We start from the raw sequence: 15,609 nt of genomic DNA on the forward strand, positions 1-15,609 counted from the left end.
CTCCTCGTTCGGACTGGGTTAAAGCACGCCGGCTTCGGTCTTGAGCTTTTCGACCAGCTCGGCAACCGAGCCGACCTTGACGCCGGCCTTGCGGCCACCTGGCTCTTCGGTCTTCAGGACCTTCAGGCGCGGCTCGGTCGACACGCCGAAATCGGCAGGCGATTTCTTGTCGAGCGGCTTCTTCTTGGCCTTCATGATGTTCGGCAGCGAGGCATAGCGCGGTTCGTTCAGGCGCAGGTCTGACGTGACGACCGCCGGCAGCTTGACCTCGATCGTCTGCAGGCCGCCATCGACTTCGCGGGTGACCTGGGCTTTGCCATCGCCGATCTCGATCTTCGAGGCGAAGGTTGCCTGGGCCGTGCCGAGCAAGGCTGCCAGCATCTGGCCGGTCTGGTTCGAGTCGTCATCGATCGCCTGCTTTCCGACGATGATGAGGCCTGGCTGTTCGGCCTCGGCGACGCCTTTCAGGATCTTGGCGACGGCGAGCGGCTCGACGGCATCGTCGGTCTCGACCAGGATGGCGCGATCCGCGCCCATGGCGAGCGCCGTGCGCAATGTCTCCTCGGCCTTGGCAGGTCCGATCGATACGACCACCACTTCCTCGGCCTTGCCGGCTTCCTTCAGACGCAGCGCCTCTTCGACCGAGATCTCGTCGAACGGGTTCATCGACATCTTCACGTTCGAAAGCTCAACGCCGGAACCATCCGGCTTCACGCGAATCTTGACGTTGTAGTCAACAACCCGCTTGACGGGGACGAGAATCTTCATGGAATCCTTCCTTCAACATGACCGCCCGAGAACATGCGCTGTTTAGCGCCATTCCATTTGTCGAATGGCGACATGGATACGCGTTTTTTTCCCAATTACAACGCTTCCAGGCCGCCGAGAGACGAATTGCTTGAAAGGCATAAATAACGTTTACGTCAACGTCAATATGTATGCCCTGGCGATTGGCATGTGCCGCTATCGATTCTTGCCGGGAACCCAGAGCACATCGCCTCGGCCCTTATCGTTCGCGTAGCGCGCCGCAACGAAAAGCAAATCGGAGAGCCGATTGACGTATTTCAGGGCCGCCGGGCTGACGCGTTCGCCTTTCTCACGCGACAGTGCCACCATCAGTCGCTCGGCACGTCTGGCAATGGTGCGGGCGAGGTGCAGATGGGCAGATGCGGCGCTTCCGGCCGGCAGAACGAAGGATTTCAGCGGCTCGAGATCGGCATTGAGCAAATCGATATCATGTTCCAGGCGTTCGACCTGATGGTCGGTGATGCGCAAGGGTTCATAGGGTAGGGGTTCGTCCGTTTCAGGCGTGGAAAGATCGGCGCCGAGATCGAAGAGATCATTCTGGATGCGCATCAGCATGGCGTCGATCTCGGGCATGTCACCCATGTGCAGCCGGGCGACGCCGATGGCGGAATTGGTTTCGTCGACGGTGCCGTAGCTTTCGACGCGCAGATCGTGCTTCAGCCGCCTCGGGCCGGCGACGAGGCCCGTGGTGCCGTCATCGCCGGTCTTGGTGTAGATCTTATTGAGCTTGACCATCGTGTTCCTGTGGTTAGGCCGGGCGGCCGCCGCCCGTCAGCCAGAGCGTCAGCATGATCAGGATCACCGCCACTGCCTGCAGCAGCACACGCAGCTGCATCAGCCGGTTCGAAAGGTTCGGATTGTCGCCTTTCATCATGTTCAGCAGGCCGCGAACAAGAACGATCGCGACAAGTCCCATGACAATGATGGCGGCAACATAAGTAACGGTAGACATGGCTCCTCCATCCTTGTCTTCAGGGTCGCTCGGCATTCCGCAGAAGCTTCAAGTCACCCAATGTCGTCATTTTGAGCAATCTCAAGCGGAAAAGCCGCTTTGCGCCTTTCCTGGGATTGCTCTAATCCAGCCGGCGCATCAGACGATAGAAAAGGTTAGCCGGCAATAGCCTTTTCAAGAGCACGCCCTGCTTGGCCGGTGTCGTTACCAGATAGTGCGGGCGCGGATTTCTAACGTTCAAAGCCGATTTTAGCACATCATAGACCGCTTCCGGGCCTAATTTATGTTTACTGATTGGGCCTGATCCATCAAGCCGCCTGAGCTGCCTGCGGTATTCCACCGCATGGAGAGAACCTGCGAGGTCGATGTGCTCATTGATCTTGGCGAGCGCATTGGCGGTAAACCGAGTCGCGACCGGGCCGGGTTCGATCAGGCTGACATGGATGCCGCTGTCCTGCAGTTCCATTCTGAGCGTGATCGTCAGCCCTTCCAGCGCAAATTTCGAGGCCGTGTAGGCGCCGCGGAAACGGTAGGGGACAAGTCCCAGAATGGAGGAGCAATTGACGATGCGGCCATGGCCCTGTTTGCGCATCAGCGGCAGGATCTGACGCGTCAGCTCGTGCCAGCCGAAAAAATTGGTTTCGAACTGTTCGCGCAGTACATCGGTCGTCAGGTCCTCGACGGCGCCCGGCTGCCCGTAGGCGCCATTGTTGAAGAGGGCGTCGATACGGTCGGCCGTACGCTCGCGTACCGTTGCTACTGTAGCGGAAATGGTCTCAGGCTTTGTGTAGTCGAGGAGCAGCGCTTCGATGCCGTCGGCTTCGAGCGCGGCGAGATCGTCTTCCTTGCGCACGGTTGCAAAGACGCGCCATCCGTCGGCCTTCAGTGCCCGCGCGCAATAAGCGCCGATGCCGGAGGAGCAACCAGTGACGAGTATCGTGCGTTGTTCCGTCATGGGAAGATGATTCCTGTACAAACCGAAACTCGTTTCCCATATTCAGGAACCCGATACAATCGACAACCGGCGGTATCGGTCGGGATGAATGCCGACACCGAGCGGAGATGAAATGCCGACAGCCCTGCGGACGATTTACAAGGTGATCTACGACGCAGTGTTCCATTTCGTCGAGGATGACGGGTTCGCCATGGCAAGCCATGTGGCGCTTTCGACGCTGCTGGCGGTTTTTCCCTTCCTGATCTTCGGCACGGCGCTGGCAAGCTTTCTCGGCGCCAGCCAGTTTTCATCGACCGCTGTACACCTGATTTTCGATACCTGGCCGGAGGCGATCGCCAAGCCGCTCGCCGACCAGGTCGTGCAGGTGCTGACCATTCCGCGCGGCGGGCTTTTGACGATTTCCGTGCTTGCGGCGGCCTATTTCGCGTCGAACGGCGTTGAGGCGCTGCGCATATCGCTGAACCGCGCCTATCGCGTGCCTGAGACACGGCCGTGGTATTTCAACCGTCTCGCCAGCCTCGGCTATGTGCTGATCGCGGTGCTGATCTTCGCCATCCTCAGCATCCTGCTTGTCGCCGTGCCGCTCGCGCTGAATTACACCAGGCAGTGGCTGCCCAAGCTCGCCGATATCCTCGACATCGTCTTCAGCTGGCGGATCTACGGCACGATCTTTCTGCTGCTGGCGGGCCTGATGATCCTGCATCTGTGGCTGGCGGCCGGGCGCAGGCGGGTGTTCGACGTGATTCCCGGCGTGATCCTGACGCTGGTCTTCTGGTCGATCGGCGCAGTGCTCTTTGCTTATTATCTCTCGACCTTCGCCAACTATACCGCCACTTATGCCGGTCTGGCGTCTGTGATGATCGTGCTGATTTTTCTCTATATGCTCGCCGTGATCTTCATCATGGGGGCGGAGGTCAATGCGGCGCTGATGAAATTCCGCGTGCGGCGGCTGCTGTTCGGCAAGGTGGCGAGCCGCGCGGCCGCCGAGGTAGCTTCGGAAAGGATGCCCTCTGAACCACGGGCCGAACCAGGAGCAAAATCAGAGGCCGATGCGGCGGCGAAGCTCCGCCGGTGAGAGGCCTCGCCGGCGCCATTCGGCAATGCCGGTATCGCCCATGCTCTTGGAGAGTTTTTTGCCGTCCTCTCCGAGGACGAGGCGGTGATGATGATAGAGCGGCTCCGGCAGGCCGAGCAGCGTCTGCAGCAGGCGGTGGATCGACGTAGCATGGAAGAGGTCGAGCCCACGCACCACATGGGTGATGCCCTGCACGGCATCGTCGACCACAACGGAAAGATGGTAGCTCGAGGGCGCATCGGAACGTGACAGCACGACATCGCCCCAGGCGGCGGGATCGGCGGGGATTGTGCCCGTCTCGCCATCGCCGCTCTCCTGCCAGTGCAATGGTTGGTCCGCAGCCGCTAATGCCCTCTCCATGTCGAGACGCCAGGCATGTTTCATGCCCGATGCCAGCAGGCGCTGCCGCTCGGCATCGCCGCGCTCGCGATCGTCGGGCGGATAGAGCGGCGTGCCGTCCGGGTCGCGTGGCCAGGATTTGCCATCCGCCTCGAAAGCGGCGACGCACGATTTGACCTCGCCGCGGGTCAGGAAGGCGGGATAGACGAGGCCGCGTTCGATAAGCGTCTGCAGGGCCTGCTGATAGACCGGAAAGTGCTCGGACTGCCGACGCACCGGCTGCTGCCAGCTGAGGCCGAGCCAGGAAAGATCTCTATAGATGCCCTCTTCGAAATCGGGTGTGCAGCGTGCCTGATCTATGTCTTCGATGCGCAGCAGGAAATCGCCGCCGGCTTCCGCCGCCATGTCGTGATTGAGGATGGCCGACAGCGCATGGCCGAGATGCAGCGGGCCGTTGGGGCTCGGGGCAAAACGGAATTTCGGCTTTTGACGGGGAATCTCGATCATGCTTTCTTCTGCCACGAATTTTAACCGGGGACTACGAGACGTCATGCAGATCATTCGCGATGAGCGCGATATCGAACGGGGGCTTGCTGCCCTGCTGGAACTCGATCCGCGCCTGCGGCCCGTTGCCGCAGAGGCGGGCGCCTTGCCGCTGCGCCTGCGCGAACCGGGCTTCGAGGGGCTTGCCCATATCATCGTCTCGCAGGTCGTCTCGCGCGCCAGCGCCGATGCGATCTGGGGGAAGATGATAGCGGGGATGGGACAGGTGACCGCTGAGGGCTATGCCGGGCTGGAGCCGGAGGCATGGCGGAGCTTCGGCCTGTCGCGAATCAAGCACGACACATTGGCGCGCGTGGCGGAGGCCGTTGCCGGCGGCAGCCTCGATCTCCATGCGCTCAGCGCCGAATCACCTGAAAAGGCGCTTGCCGAGCTGACGTCGATCAAGGGAATCGGCCCCTGGACGGCGGAAGTCTATCTGATGTTTTGCGGCGGTCACGCAGATGTGTTCCCGGCGGGCGATGTCGCGCTGCAGGCGGCCGTCGGCATGGCTTTCGGCCATGAAGTCAGGCCCTTGGCCAAGGCCGTTGCCCTGGAAGCCGCGGTTTGGGCGCCCTGGCGCTCGGTCGCGGCCCGGCTTTTCTGGGCCTATTATGCCGTGAAAACACGCCGGGATGCGCTGCCTATAGTTTAATCGGCCGTCTCCCTGAAATTGCCTTTATGCGCTGAATTTATTGGACTTCACAATCCTGTAACAACCGGCCTAATATACAGGTGCAGATGCCGAATCGATCAGGAGGGTTCCTTGACGATTGCAGTTTCCCCGCAGTCCTTGCCGGCGCTCGTGCTGAACGCTGACTACAGACCGCTGAGTTACTATCCCTTGTCGCTCTGGTCCTGGCAGGACGCGATCAAGGCGGTTTTCCTTGACCGTGTGAACATCATCGCAGAATACGATCAATGCGTGTCGTCACCGAGCTTCTCGATGCGGCTGCCGAGTGTCGTGTGCCTGAAGACATATGTGCAGCCGTCCCGCAATCCCGCCTTCACCCGCTTCAACGTCTTCCTGCGCGACAAGTTCGAATGCCAGTATTGCGGCTCTCATGACGACCTGACCTTCGACCACGTTATCCCGCGCGCCCATGGTGGCGAGACGACCTGGGAGAACGTGGTGGCTGCCTGTTCGCCGTGCAATCTACGCAAGGGCAGCAAGCTGCCGAAGCAGGCTGGCATGTTCCCGGCGCAGAAACCATACCAGCCGACCGTGCAGGACCTGCACAATAACGGCCGCCTGTTCCCGCCGAACTATCTGCATGACAGCTGGCTCGACTATCTCTACTGGGATTCGGAACTGCAGCCGTAAGGGTCACGTTGCCTGCGAAGGTCGAGTGAGTTTCGCTTTGCCGCACTTATGTGCACGGCCCCTTACCCTAGCCCTCTCCCCGCAAGCGGGGAGAGGGGACGACAGTGTAGGATAATCGGCCTCACCACATGAAAAGAAGCGGCGTTGGGCATTGTAGAGCTCCCTCTCCCCGCATGGCGGGGAGAGGGTTGGGGTGAGGGGCCAGGCACGCAGCGACGACAATTGATCGCTCACCTGACGGCTTCAGTTCAATCAACCCGCCTTCTTCGCACCCGCAAAAGCAATAGTAGCCAAGATCACGCTGGCGATCACGTTCCAGCCGGCCATCGACAGGCCGAGGATGCGCAGTGCTGCTTCCGTGCAGGACGGCCCCTTGATGGTGTTCAGCTGGCCGAGGAGATCGCCGGCATTCTGCGTGACGCTGGCAGCCGAGGTTGAGCAGGTGGTCGGGCCTTCCCAGAAATGCCATTCGACGCCGGCGTGATAGACGCCGATGCCGCCGCCGACAAGCATCATCAGGCCGGCGATGATGAGAAGACCGCGGGTGATCCAGGAGGGCAGGCCGGCAATTGCCGTCAGCACGGCGATGATGGCGACGGGGATGCCGTAGTAATAGGGCTGGCGCTGCTCCAGGCAGAGCGCGCAGGGGATATAACCGCCGATATACTGAAAGCCGAGTGCCGAGCCGATGACGACGATCATGCCGATTGTCAGCAGGGCGCCATAGCCGAGGCCGGCGCGGGAGGAAGGCGAAGTCGTGGACATGCTGGGGGCTCCTTGGTCAGCTCGCCAGGGCAAAATGGAAGACGGCGTAAAGGGCAATGAGAACGGCGGCGGCGATCATGGTGATCTGGCCGAGGCGCTTCTCGATGAAATGGCGGATCGATTCGCCATAGCGGCGCAAAAGGAAGGCCAGGAGGAAGAAGCGCGCGCCGCGCGCGACGATGGCCGAGACGATGAACAGGCCGAGATTGATATGGGCGACGCCGGAGAGGATCGTCACCACCTTGATCGGCGGCAGATGTGCCAGACCCGATGTGACCAGCAGCAAGAGAACCCATTCATAGGTGATGCCGGCGCTCATCTGGTTGAAGGCGTCGAGCTTGCCGTAGAATTCGAGGATCGGCTTGGCGATGGTCTCGAAGGCATAATAGCCGAGCGCCCAACCGGCAATGCCGCCAAGCACGGAGGCAACCGTCGCCGTCAGCGCATAGCGCCAGGCACGCTCGGGCTTGGCGAGCGACATCGGCAGGAACAGCACATCAGCCGGAACGAGAAAGATGGAGCTCTCGACGAAGGCGATAACGGCCAACCAGATTTCCGCCGATTTGCGGCCGGCGAGCGACATGGTCCAGTCGTAAAGTCTACGAAGCATGGGGCCCCCTTCTTGCTGCGTTGCAAACCTTTAGGGGGCAGGATTATGGCTGTAAATGGTCGGGGGCTGGCGGAAGTGGCAGAAAGGCAAAATTTTTCGTGATGGGGTGAGGTAGCGATGTCGAAACCGTCACCAGACCTTCTCAGTAATATTCAACTCGCGTTTCGTTCAGGACGACGCGGATCACACGATAAGCATAGAGGAAGCTGGCAAGGCCAAGGGTCACGATAATCAGAAGGACCCAGAGAACTACATGTCCTATCGAGTGACCGATATTGAAGGTGCAATTGAGGCGACCGACGGGGCGGCCGGAACCATCCAGCAGCTCGGTTTTGTTCAATACGGCGCGGTTGAGATAATAGGGGAAGACGATCAGTGCGAGGCCGAGCGTCACGATCGTCAGTATGATCCAGAGAATCACGCTGCCGATCGATTCAGCCACGCTGAATGAGCATTTGAGGCGACTGATGCGGGTGGAAGTGGTGGCAATCTCAGACAATTTTTCGCCTTTTAAATTTCATGGTGACAAATATTTTGCTGGAAGAACAATTCGAGCAGGATGTATCATCATTAATGATCGCGCAAAAGTAGCAATCAAGAGAAAATATTGATTAATGTAAAACAATGGTTATGAGATTTTGTGGTGCCCCATGCCGGAGTCGAACCAGCACTTCTTTCGAAACTCGATTTTGAGTCGAGCGCGTCTACCAATTCCGCCAATGGGGCAACGGGGTACTGACGAGGCGGCTGTCTAGCATGTGAGCGGCGGGGCGCGCAAGCCGGGTTGGCAGATATTGCGAGTGTTTCCGCAGGGTTGCGGTTTGGCCCATGGCGTGGGTGGGCGCCATGGGCTTTTGCCGTTTGAGGCTCAGTGCGCCATGGCCGGACCTTTGCTGGCGGAGCCGGACTTTTGCAGGGTGATCGCCAGGATCGCAGCGAGCAGGCAGAAGGCGCCGGCGACGAAGAAGGCGGGGAGGTAGGTGTTGAGCTCCGTGCGGGTGAGGCCGGCGCCATAGGCGGCGGTGGCGGCTCCCAGCTGGTGGCCGGCGAAGACCCAGCCGAAGACGAGGCCGGCCTTTTCGCGACCAAAACGGTCGGCGGCGATCTTCACGGTCGGCGGCACGGTGGCGATCCAATCGAGGCCATAGAAGACGGCGAAGATCGACAGGCCGTAGAAGGTGAAATCGCTGAAGGGCAGGTAGACCAGCGACAGGCCGCGCAGGCCGTAATACCAGAAGAGCAGCCAGCGATTGTCGAAGCGGTCGGAGAGCCAGCCGGAGCCGATCGTGCCGAAGAAATCGAAGATGCCCATGACGGCAAGCACGCTGGCGGCCGCGACAGGCACGATGCCGAAATCGCCGCAGAGCGTGACGAAATGCGTCTGGATCAGGCCGTTGGTCGACAGGCCGCAGATGAAGAAGGTGGCAAAGAGGATCCAGAAGGTCGAGGTGGTGGAAACCTCCCGCAGAATGGCAATCGGCGAGGCGAGTGCGGCCTTCAGGTTCCTGGTGGCCGCCGGCGGGGGCGTAATGTGGACCTCACCGACCAGCGGCAGATTGACGTCCGAGGGACGGTCGCGCATCAGGAGCAGCACGATGAGGGCGGCGACGGCAATCATGCCGCAGACGAAGAGCACCGTCGTGCGCCAGCCATAGCGCGTCGTCAGCTCCGCCATCAGCGGCAGGAAGACGAGCTGTCCCGTCGCCGAGCTTGCCGAGAGCATACCGATGACGAGGCCGCGATGCTTGGTGAACCAGCGTGTCGAGACGGTCGCCGCCAGCACCATGGCGGTGAGGCCGGTGCCGAAGCCGATAATGATGCCCCAGCATAGCAGCAGCTGCCAGACCTGCGTCATATAGAGCGAGCCGATGAAGCCGACGGCGATGGTCGCCAGTGCAAAGACGATGACCTTGCGCACGCCGAAATGGTTCATGAAGGCGGCGGCAAAGGGACCCATGAGGCCGAACAGCACGAGGCGGACGGCAAGCGCGGACGAGATGGAGGAGGTGCTCCAGCCGAATTCGTCCTCCAGCGGCTTGATGAGTACGCCGGGCGCACCCATGGCGCCGGCCGTGACCAGCATCGTCAGAAAGGTGGCGGCGACGACGACCCATCCGTAATGGATGTTGCGCCGGGCGAGCGTCGAGGCAAGGGTAGTGGAAACCATGAGCTGCGTTCCAATCAGGTTGGGTATCGTGCCGTCAGACCGGACTTGCGAAAACGCTGGATCGCGGACAGTCGGGGTACCGTACCACGTCTAGCGCCCTGCCGTTCTCCCGGCTTGAACGTTTGTGCAAAGGCATTTACATGATTGCTATCATATTTGTTGCGTATTGATGATGGCCATCATATAAATTGTCAATACAGATTTATTGATGCTCTGATGGAGTTTTTTGATGAGAGTGAGCCGGGAGAAATTCGCCGAGAACCGCGAGAAGATCCTTGCCGTAGCGGGCGAGCTCTTCCGTGAGAAGGGCTTCGACGGCATCGGCGTCGCCGAGATCATGAAGGCGGCCGGGCTGACGCATGGCGGCTTCTACGGCCATTTCGATTCCAAGGACGAGCTTGCCAGCGAGGCGAGCAAAGCGCTGGTGGCGCGCTCGCTGGAGCGTTGGAAGCAAGTGGCGGCAAGCTCGCCCGAACAGCCGCTGGAAGCGCTGCTTGCCCATTATCTCTCGCATCGCAACGTCGTGGAGCATGCGACCGGCTGCGTCTTCGCGGCGCTGACGCAGGAGGTCAGCCGCCACGGTCCTGAGATGCAGTCCACCTTCACAGGCGGCTTGATGGGACTGGTCGAGGTGCTGGAAGAGATCGTTCCGGGTGAAACGCCGGAGGAGCGCCGGCGCAAGGCATTTGCCAGCCTTTCGGCCATGGTCGGCGCCGTTATTCTGGCGCGCGCAATGGATAGCGCAGAGCTGTCGCAGGAATTCCTGTCGGCGACCCGGCAGGAGCTTTCGCCGCTGCCGGATGAAAGCAACGGCTGACCTTCGTCTAATCGCGGAAGGCGAGCAGCCCGTTCGCCTCGACGACCTCCCTGAATTTGCCGTCGGGCGCGACCGCCAGCAGCTCGGCGCGCAGTGCGGCTTCGAAATCGGCTGCCTTGTCGCCCAGCGCCTGCGGCGAGGTTGACGACATCGAGAAGATGCGGCCGACGATCTCTTCGATATCCCTCGTATATTCCGAGACGATGCCGATCCGTTCGAGATTGCGGAAGGGGGAGGCGAGCAGCATGGCTTCATGCGGCGCCCATTCCTTGCTCCGGCGCATCTGCCGCTCCGCGCTGCGCTCGGGCGAATAGGTTTCCATCAGTGGTTCTAGGATGCCGCGCCAGTTCGGCTCCGCCAGGATGCCTTTATCGTGGAAGAGGACAACGCCGCCGCCGGGCTCGATCAGCTTATCGAGCGCTTGAAGCGTTGCCGGCCTGTCCATCCAGTGGAACGAACGGCCCATGACGCAGAGGTGCAGCCTGCCGACATCGGGGCCGAGATCATAGGAAGAGCCCTGCCGGATGTTGATATCGACGCCGGCCTGCTTTGCGCCGAGCGCGGCTTCCGCGAGCATTTCCGGTTCCGGGTCCATGGCGGTCACGGCCGCACCCTGCAGCCGCGCGAAAGCGATACCGAGCTGGCCGGGGCCGCAGCCGAGATCGAGCACATGGTCGCCGGGCTTGAGGCCGCTGCGCTCGGCAACGCGGGTGATCAATTTGTCCGGATAGGGGATGCGATAGCGCAGGTAATAGGCCGCGGTCGACTGAAAGCGCCGCGCCTCGAAGGGAACTGTGATCATTCGGTATCATCCTCGGGGGTAAGGAACCGTGACCTGTTAAGCCTCAACTGTGACCTGTTCGTGAAGTCACTTTTGCGCGATTTTCCGCGTGGTCAATCGGCTTCAGAGCTTGGAACTGCCCCTCACCCTAGCCCTCTCCCCGCTCGCGGGGAGAGGGGACGATCGAGCAAATCAACTCGCGTTTACCGTGCAGACGGGACGTGGGTTTGGCAGGAAAACCCCCTCTCCCCGTCAAAACGGGGAGAGGGTTGGGGTGAGGGGCCAAGCAGGCAATGTGGCTTCATCAATCTAGGCCGGCGGCCCCCCAAAAAATCCCCGATCACTTAAATCCAGCAACCCCATGCGGGACATAAGGGCTCTCCAGCGCCGCGATTTCCTCAGGTGTCAATTTGACCTCCAGCGAGGCGACGGCATCGGTGATGTGGCCGGGCTTGGAAGCGCCGATGATCGGGGCGGTGACAGCGCTCTTCTGCAGGATCCAGGCGGTTGCGACCTGCGCGCGCGGGATGCCGCGCGCCTTGGCGATCGTGCCGACGGCATCGACGATCTTGCGGTCGGCTTCGAGCGCTTGGGTATAGAGCGTCTTGCCGAATTCGTCGGACTCGGTGCGGGCCGTCGCCTCGTCCCAATCGCGGGTAAGCCGGCCGCGGGCGAGCGGGCTCCAGGGGATGACGGCGATCTTCTGGTCCTCGCAGAAGGGCAGCATCTCGCGCTCTTCCTCGCGGTAGAGCAGGTTCAGGTGATCCTGCATGCTGACGAACTCCGTCCAGCCGTTGAGGCGGGAGGTATAAATCGCCTTGGCGAATTGCCAGGCATACATGGAGGAGGCGCCGATGTAGCGTGCCTTGCCGGCCTTGACGACATCGTGCAGCGCTTCCAGCGTCTCCTCGATCGGTGTCGTATAGTCCCAGCGATGGATCTGGTAGAGATCGACATAGTCGGTGCCGAGGCGGCGCAAGCTGTTGTCGATCTCGTCGAAGATCGCCTTGCGCGACAGGCCGGCGCCGTTCGGGCCGGGGCGCATGCGGTTGAAGACCTTGGTCGCAAGCACGATGTCGTCGCGCTTGGCGAAATCCTTGATGGCACGACCGACGATCTCTTCGGAGGAGCCGTTGGAATAGGTATTGGCGGTGTCGAGGAAGTTGATGCCGGCCTCGATCGCCTGGCGCAGCAGAGGACGGCTCTCCTCCTCCTTCAGCGACCAGGCATGCGTGCCTTTGTTGGGGTCGCCATAGGTCATGCAACCCAGGCATATGCGTGAGACTTCAAGACCGGTCCTGCCGAGCTTTACGTATTCCATCGCTATTCTCCGTCCATTCGATCATTCGCTACAAGGAGGCCCATCGTCGGAAGGGCGATGGGATGGGTGCGTCGCGAAAAGCAAATCGGCGCCCAAAGTCGCCGTCGGTCGACGCATGAATTCGTGAAGAGCTTCGAAGTATTCCTCAATAAATAAGGCGATTCGCGCCCGGGGGAAGACGGCAATTTTAAATGTTTCCTTGAACGCCAGGGGCGACAGGTGTTAGCTGCACCGCACCATTTTCTGGAACTGCGCATGAAACTGCCCCCGTGTGATACTTATGAAGCCCTCCATCGCGACTTTCGTTGGGAGATTCCGGCGAAATTCAATATAGGATATGCTGTTTGCGATGCCTGGGCCGAGCGCGAACCCGATCGGATCTGCCTCCAGCATTTCAATCCGGACGGCAATCACTTTTCCATGAGCTACGGCGAGTTGCGGGATCGTTCCGCCTCTTTCGCCAATGCGCTTGTCGCGCTCGGGGTGCAGGCGGGAGATCGGGTGGCGCTGCTGCTGCCGCAGAGTTTTGAGACCGTCGTGGCGCATGTCGCGATCTACAAGATGGGCGCGATCGCCCTGCCGCTGGCTTTGCTGTTCGGCGCCGAGGCGCTGGAATACCGGCTGAAGGCAGCCGGTACATCGGCCATCGTCACCAACCGGTTCGGCCTCGAGCGGCTGCGTCCGATCCGGCAGCGATTGCCGGAACTGGCGCAGGTGATCAGCATCGATGGTGCTGAAGAGGGCGTTTCCGGTTTTGCCGAGCTGGTGGCGGCGCATCCGCCGCTGTTCGAGGTCGCCGATACCGGCCCGGACGATCCCGCTCTGATGATCTTCACCTCGGGCACGACCGGGCCGCCCAAGGGTGCGCTGCATGGCCATCGCGTGTTGCCCGGACATATTCCGGGCATGCAATTCGCCCATGAAAGCTTTCCCAAGGCCGACGACCGGCTCTGGACGCCGTCGGACTGGGCCTGGGCCGGCGGTCTCCTGAATGCTCTGTTGCCGAGCCTGATGCTTGGCGTTCCCGTCGTTTCCTCGCCGGCGCAGAAATTCGATCCGCATATGGCCTTCCGCATCATGGCCGAGATGGAGGTGCGCAATGCCTTCATCCCACCGACGGCGCTGCGGCTTTTGAAGGCCGTGGACAATCCGCGGGCGCATTATGATCTCAAGCTTCGCACCATTGGTTCGGCCGGCGAGGCGCTTGGCCGCGAGACCTTCGAATGGGCGCGGTCGGCGCTCGGTGTCAGCGTCAACGAGTTCTTCGGCCAGACGGAATGCAATTTCGTGCTCTCCTCCAGTGAAGCCTTTGGTGTCAGCCGTGCAGGCGCAACCGGCAAGCCTGTTCCTGGCCATCGCGTCGCGATCGTCGATGCCGAGGGTATCGAGGTTCCCGTAGGCGAGAGCGGGCAAATTGCCATCAAGCGGCCCGATCCGGTGATGTTTCTCGGCTATTGGCGGAACGAGGCGGCGACGGAGGCGAAATTCGCCAATGACTGGCTGCTGACCGGCGATATCGGCCGGCAGGATGTGGACGGGTATATTTCCTTCGTCGGCCGCGACGACGATGTCATCACCTCGTCGGGCTATCGCATCGGGCCGAGCGAGATCGAGGATTGCCTCGGCGGCCATCCGGCCGTGCAGCTTGCCGCGGCTGTCGGCAAGCCGGATCCGGTGCGGACTGAGATCGTCAAGGCTTATGTCGTCCTTGTGCCCGGTCGCAAGCCGAGCGAGGCGTTGGCGGCCGAAATTCGCGAATGGGTGAAGACCCGGCTTTCCATGCACGAATACCCGCGCGAGATCGAATTCGTCGACGCTCTGCCACTGACGACCTCCGGCAAGGTGATCCGCCGCCTCTTGCGCGAACGCGCAACCGCCGAAGTTAGCGCTTCGTAAGCGACAGGATCTTTTCGCGCAGCAGCTTCGCCATGTTGCGGGTGCTGCGATACATGTGCAGCTGCGTGGTCACCTGACGCACGTCGCGGTCGCCGTTCGGGGTCAGGCCGATGATGAGCGTGCCCATGTCCTCGCGCTCGTGCCAGAAGCGGCTCATGATCGGATGATCGGGCACGGCGCAGGAATCGGAGCGGACGACGTTGGCGTCGTCGAGATGCCATTCCGTCAGTTCGCCCATCAAGAGCTTGCCCGGCGAATAGCGGGCATAGGCTTCGTCAAAGGCCGTCTTCCACGTATAGGCCTCGCCGCCCATGATCAGCACGATCATCGAGGCGACGGCCTTGCCGTTAAGATCGATTGAGTGAATGCGCACCGCGTCGATGGCGGCAAGGTTGGAAATGGCTTCGCGGGCAAAGGCGGCATGATGGCGATCGGTGACGAGCGCCGAGCGCTTCTTGCCCTTCCAGCCACTTGCCTCCAGCGCCAGGAATTCTTCCATGCGCCCGTGAATATCGCGGGGCTGACGGGCGACGTTGTAGCTGACCTCGCCGTTGTTTTCCAAAAGTCGCCATTGGCGGCGCATTTCGCGCAAATGTGCGTTGGAAATCGTCCGCCTGAGATAGGTAAGCGCGTCATCGTTGCTCTGGAGCATCGGGCGCTGGAAGGGGTTGGCGATGGCGATCGGCAGATTTCGGCCGATCGCAATGACCTTGGCCATCTGGACGAAACGGCCGTTGAGCCGGACATCCGGCAATACGAGCGTGGTCGGGAGATGCAGCTCCGGCCGGGAAAGTGCCTCGAAGAGGTTGTCGAGCGTTTCGCCGGCATCCTCGGCGTCTAGCAGGGGCGTGCCGAGCGGGCCGAAGGAGTTCGACCAGACGCGGATGATCGACGGGCCGATGGCGAAGCCCGGCTTGTCGACCGTGAAGGGCATCAGCAGACGCATGCGACTGCGCGTGCTGTTGATATCGCGCATCAGCGCCAGACGCACCTGCCGATCCTCAAGGCGCGGCATGGCGGGCGCCAGGAAGCGGCCGGAGAAGAAGACGTTCGGCTCCATGGCGCGATTGGAGAGGAAGTCCAGCTCATCCTGCAGCTCGTAGCCGAGCTTGCCGGGATAGAGGCAGAGTTCGCGGCCGGCGCGGCCGACCTCGACTCGGGCTTCCGCTTTCGGCGTTTCGAAATGCAGCGCTGCGAGCGTATGGGTCAGGGCGTTCACTTGGCTGTCGGTGGTTTCGGTGTAGGGGGGACGTGCCATGA

At 61.2% G+C, this 15,609-nt stretch carries 17 protein-coding genes and 1 tRNA gene; 5 read left to right on the plus strand and 13 right to left on the minus strand.

All coding sequences use genetic code 11. The annotated features are described in order from the left end of the window. Positions 1 to 18: 18 nt before the first annotated feature. The 4 genes from FHT85_RS19665 to FHT85_RS19680 all read right to left on the minus strand — a co-directional run bounded on the left by FHT85_RS19665 (position 19) and on the right by FHT85_RS19680 (position 2,714). Positions 19 to 768 (minus strand): electron transfer flavoprotein subunit beta/FixA family protein, encoded by a 750-nt coding sequence (locus FHT85_RS19665; protein ID WP_112400556.1) that lies wholly within the window; start codon positions 766 to 768, stop codon positions 19 to 21. 195 nt (positions 769 to 963) lie between these two features. Beyond that, complete coding sequence (locus FHT85_RS19670) at positions 964 to 1,542, minus strand: cob(I)yrinic acid a,c-diamide adenosyltransferase (RefSeq protein ID WP_112336449.1); 579 nt, start codon at positions 1,540 to 1,542, stop codon at positions 964 to 966. Positions 1,543 to 1,555: 13 nt separating this feature from the next. Beyond that, positions 1,556 to 1,759: a twin transmembrane helix small protein gene (locus FHT85_RS19675; protein WP_047630776.1), complete on the minus strand. Its 204-nt coding sequence runs from the start codon at positions 1,757 to 1,759 to the stop codon at positions 1,556 to 1,558. 121 nt (positions 1,760 to 1,880) lie between these two features. After that, the gene (locus FHT85_RS19680) at positions 1,881 to 2,714 is read right to left on the minus strand and encodes an SDR family oxidoreductase (RefSeq protein WP_112336450.1); all 834 of its coding nucleotides are present in this window, start codon (positions 2,712 to 2,714) and stop codon (positions 1,881 to 1,883) included. 112 nt (positions 2,715 to 2,826) lie between these two features. Here FHT85_RS19680 and FHT85_RS19685 point away from each other — a divergent pair, with 112 nt between their 5' ends. Then, positions 2,827 to 3,789, plus strand: coding sequence for a YihY/virulence factor BrkB family protein (locus tag FHT85_RS19685; RefSeq protein ID WP_112412682.1), 963 nt, complete (start codon positions 2,827 to 2,829; stop codon positions 3,787 to 3,789). Here the strand turns inward: FHT85_RS19685 and gluQRS are convergent. Then, positions 3,754 to 4,635 carry a tRNA glutamyl-Q(34) synthetase GluQRS gene (gluQRS, locus tag FHT85_RS19690; protein ID WP_112412683.1) on the minus strand — a complete coding sequence of 294 codons (882 nt, stop codon included), beginning with the start codon at positions 4,633 to 4,635 and terminating at the stop codon, positions 3,754 to 3,756. The two genes, FHT85_RS19685 and gluQRS, sit on opposite strands and share 36 nt — an antisense overlap. On the opposite strand from gluQRS, the gene FHT85_RS19695 reads away from it, so the two are divergent. Together FHT85_RS19695 and FHT85_RS19700 are read left to right on the plus strand one after the other, a co-directional pair. After that, a complete protein-coding gene (locus FHT85_RS19695) occupies positions 4,634 to 5,323 on the plus strand; it encodes a DNA-3-methyladenine glycosylase family protein (protein WP_183774232.1) in 690 nt (229 codons plus the stop codon). The genes gluQRS and FHT85_RS19695 overlap by 2 nt on opposite strands. A gap of 111 nt (positions 5,324 to 5,434) precedes the next feature. Then, positions 5,435 to 5,992, plus strand: a complete 558-nt coding sequence (locus tag FHT85_RS19700; RefSeq protein WP_015341304.1) for an HNH endonuclease — start codon at positions 5,435 to 5,437, stop codon at positions 5,990 to 5,992. A gap of 252 nt (positions 5,993 to 6,244) precedes the next feature. Here FHT85_RS19700 and FHT85_RS19705 read toward each other — a convergent pair whose 3' ends face one another. From FHT85_RS19705 to FHT85_RS19725, 5 genes are all read right to left on the minus strand, one after another. Then, positions 6,245 to 6,757: a disulfide bond formation protein B gene (locus tag FHT85_RS19705; protein WP_112336454.1), complete on the minus strand. Its 513-nt coding sequence runs from the start codon at positions 6,755 to 6,757 to the stop codon at positions 6,245 to 6,247. Positions 6,758 to 6,773: 16 nt separating this feature from the next. After that, entirely contained in the window at positions 6,774 to 7,367 is a 594-nt protein-coding gene (locus FHT85_RS19710; protein ID WP_112336455.1) for a YqaA family protein, read from the minus strand. 142 nt (positions 7,368 to 7,509) lie between these two features. Continuing rightward, positions 7,510 to 7,866 carry a DUF6693 family protein gene (locus FHT85_RS19715; RefSeq protein WP_210293748.1) on the minus strand — a complete coding sequence of 119 codons (357 nt, stop codon included), beginning with the start codon at positions 7,864 to 7,866 and terminating at the stop codon, positions 7,510 to 7,512. A gap of 142 nt (positions 7,867 to 8,008) precedes the next feature. After that, positions 8,009 to 8,093 (minus strand) — tRNA-Leu (locus tag FHT85_RS19720). 142 nt (positions 8,094 to 8,235) lie between these two features. After that, the gene (locus FHT85_RS19725) at positions 8,236 to 9,534 is read right to left on the minus strand and encodes an MFS transporter (RefSeq protein WP_112336456.1); all 1,299 of its coding nucleotides are present in this window, start codon (positions 9,532 to 9,534) and stop codon (positions 8,236 to 8,238) included. Between the two features lie 229 nt (positions 9,535 to 9,763). Between FHT85_RS19725 and FHT85_RS19730 the strand changes: the two genes are divergently transcribed. Beyond that, entirely contained in the window at positions 9,764 to 10,351 is a 588-nt protein-coding gene (locus FHT85_RS19730) for a TetR/AcrR family transcriptional regulator (protein ID WP_112336457.1), read from the plus strand. A 7-nt stretch (positions 10,352 to 10,358) separates the two neighbouring features. Here the strand turns inward: FHT85_RS19730 and FHT85_RS19735 are convergent, their stop codons facing one another. Both FHT85_RS19735 and FHT85_RS19740 read right to left on the minus strand, forming a co-directional pair. Then, a complete protein-coding gene (locus FHT85_RS19735) occupies positions 10,359 to 11,153 on the minus strand; it encodes a class I SAM-dependent methyltransferase (RefSeq protein ID WP_112412684.1) in 795 nt (264 codons plus the stop codon). 319 nt (positions 11,154 to 11,472) lie between these two features. Then, positions 11,473 to 12,453 (minus strand): aldo/keto reductase, encoded by a 981-nt coding sequence (locus FHT85_RS19740; RefSeq protein WP_112412685.1) that lies wholly within the window; start codon positions 12,451 to 12,453, stop codon positions 11,473 to 11,475. 255 nt (positions 12,454 to 12,708) lie between these two features. On the opposite strand from FHT85_RS19740, the gene FHT85_RS19745 reads away from it, so the two are divergent. Then, entirely contained in the window at positions 12,709 to 14,349 is a 1,641-nt protein-coding gene (locus FHT85_RS19745) for an AMP-binding protein (RefSeq protein ID WP_112412686.1), read from the plus strand. Here FHT85_RS19745 and FHT85_RS19750 read toward each other — a convergent pair. Continuing rightward, a complete protein-coding gene (locus tag FHT85_RS19750; protein WP_112412687.1) occupies positions 14,336 to 15,607 on the minus strand; it encodes a GNAT family N-acetyltransferase in 1,272 nt (423 codons plus the stop codon). The two genes, FHT85_RS19745 and FHT85_RS19750, sit on opposite strands and share 14 nt — an antisense overlap. Positions 15,608 to 15,609 lie beyond the last annotated feature (2 nt).

Origin of the sequence: Rhizobium sp. BK312 (assembly GCF_014193605.1) — a bacterium.
Lineage (GTDB): Bacteria > Pseudomonadota > Alphaproteobacteria > Rhizobiales > Rhizobiaceae > Rhizobium.